At 74.4% G+C, this 1688-nt stretch carries 3 protein-coding genes; 1 reads left to right on the top strand and 2 read right to left on the bottom strand.

What is annotated here, in order from left to right:
- Positions 1 to 3: 3 nt before the first annotated feature.
- The gene (locus PLJ28_RS15905) at positions 4 to 792 is read right to left on the bottom strand and encodes a carbon-nitrogen hydrolase family protein (protein WP_324590448.1); all 789 of its coding nucleotides are present in this window, start codon (positions 790 to 792) and stop codon (positions 4 to 6) included.
- Positions 793 to 833: 41 nt separating this feature from the next.
- Positions 834 to 1226 (bottom strand): SRPBCC family protein, encoded by a 393-nt coding sequence (locus PLJ28_RS15900; RefSeq protein WP_298042098.1) that lies wholly within the window; start codon positions 1224 to 1226, stop codon positions 834 to 836.
- A 138-nt stretch (positions 1227 to 1364) separates the two neighbouring features.
- Between PLJ28_RS15900 and PLJ28_RS15895 the strand changes: the two genes are divergently transcribed.
- A partial coding sequence (locus PLJ28_RS15895) for an FAD-dependent monooxygenase (protein ID WP_324590447.1) occupies positions 1365 to 1688 on the top strand: 324 nt, incomplete at its 3' end.

Genomic DNA, 1688 nt, shown 5'->3' with positions numbered 1-1688 from the left:
CCGTCAGCCGAGGATGTCGGTCCGGCGGTTGGCCAGCACGGGCAGGAAGGACCGGACCTCGTCGATGCGCTCCCGGGTGACGTCGGCGGTGGCGATCGCCTCGCCCTCCTCGGCCAGGGACGCCACGGGGATGGCCAGCGGGTCCACGATCGCCGAGTGCCCGATGGTGGTGTCGCTGCGGGTGTCGGCGGCCACCACCCAGACGGTGTTCTCCACCGCGCGGGCCTTGAGCAGGGTCTGCCAGTGATCGACCTTGTGGTCGCCCGCGAACCAGGCGGCCGGCACCAGCAGCACGTCGGCCCCGCCCACGGCCAGGGCCCGGGCCACCTCGGGGAAGCGCAGGTCGTAGCAGGTCATCATGCCGAAACGCAGACCGCCGATCTCCACGACGGACAGGTCCCGCACGCCCGGGGTGATCCGGTCGGACTCCTTGTGCTTGAAGGCGTCGTAGAGGTGCATCTTGCGGTAGGTGTCCACGATCCTGCCGGTGGCGTCCACCGCGATGAGGGTGTTGAACGGACGGTCGGTGCCCGAGGGCTCGTACCCGCCGGCGACGATGGCGATCTGCAGGTCCGCGGCGATCCGGGTGAGGTCGCGCACGAAGCTGGACCAGCCGGCGTCGACGGACTCGGCGAACGAGCCGGCCACGTGCCGGACCGTGAACATGGACTCCTCGGGGAACAGGATGAGCCCGGCCCCGTCATCCCGGGCCTGGCGGGCCAGCCGTTCCATGGTGGCGACGTTCTCTGCGGCCACTCCGGTGGGGCGGAATTGTCCGACGCTGATCCTCATGGGCCCGTGCTCCTCGACTTCTCCGGCAGTGTCCTCCCACCCTAGTCCCCGGCCGGCCGGACCAGCCGGCGCAGGGGCCATCGCGTGAACGGCGCGTAGGGCGCCACCAGCACGGCGGGCCCGTCCAGGTCGACGCCGGCCCGGGTGCCGGTGCCCTCGGCCGCCAGGTCGTGGAACAGGATGAGCCGGCTGCCGGGCACCCACACGGTCCAGGACCAGGTGCACCGCGCCGGGTCGACGGAATCGATCCGGAAGGGCACCCTCAGGCCCGCGGGCCCGTGGACGGTCCCCCGGGCCCCGGGGTGGATCACCTCGCCGTCCGCCTCGACCCGGCGGATGTGCGGCGCCCACCCCGGCCAGGCGTCGAACCGCTCGTACCGCGTCCATGCCACCTCCGGTGACACGGCCCCGTGGACCTCGACGCGACGATGCATGCGGCCATCGTGCCAGTGCCCGGGCCGGCACGGAAGGTCCGGGCCCGCAGCGGGTCCCGCCGGGGCCGGAGGAGCACCCTGCGGGGCTGGCGCCCCCCGCCCATGGAACGGTGACGGGCCCCGCCCTACCCTGAGGTCATGCCTGCTGCCGGCACCCCGGGTCCCCCCGCATCCTCCCCGCGCGTCTCCCCGCCCCTGCGCGCCGTGGCCACGGACGTGCTCGTCGTGGGCGCCGGGCCCACCGGGCTGATGGCGGGGGCCTGGTGCGCCCGGCTCGGGCTGCGGGCCGTCGTCGTGGACGCCAAGGCCGGGCCGACCCGCGAGTCCCGCGCCCTGGGCCTGCAGTCCCGCTCGCTGGAGGTGTACCGGCAGCTCGGGCTGGCGGACGCCGTGGAGCGGGCGGCCGTCCCGGCCCGTGACATCAGTCCCGGCATCGGCCGCAGGCTGCTCGGCACCGTGCAC

Origin of the sequence: Citricoccus sp., from assembly GCF_035445025.1 — a bacterium.
GTDB lineage: Bacteria > Actinomycetota > Actinomycetes > Actinomycetales > Micrococcaceae > Citricoccus.
Note: the sequence above shows the minus strand (reverse complement) of the source record. Positions and strands in the feature narration are given on the sequence as shown.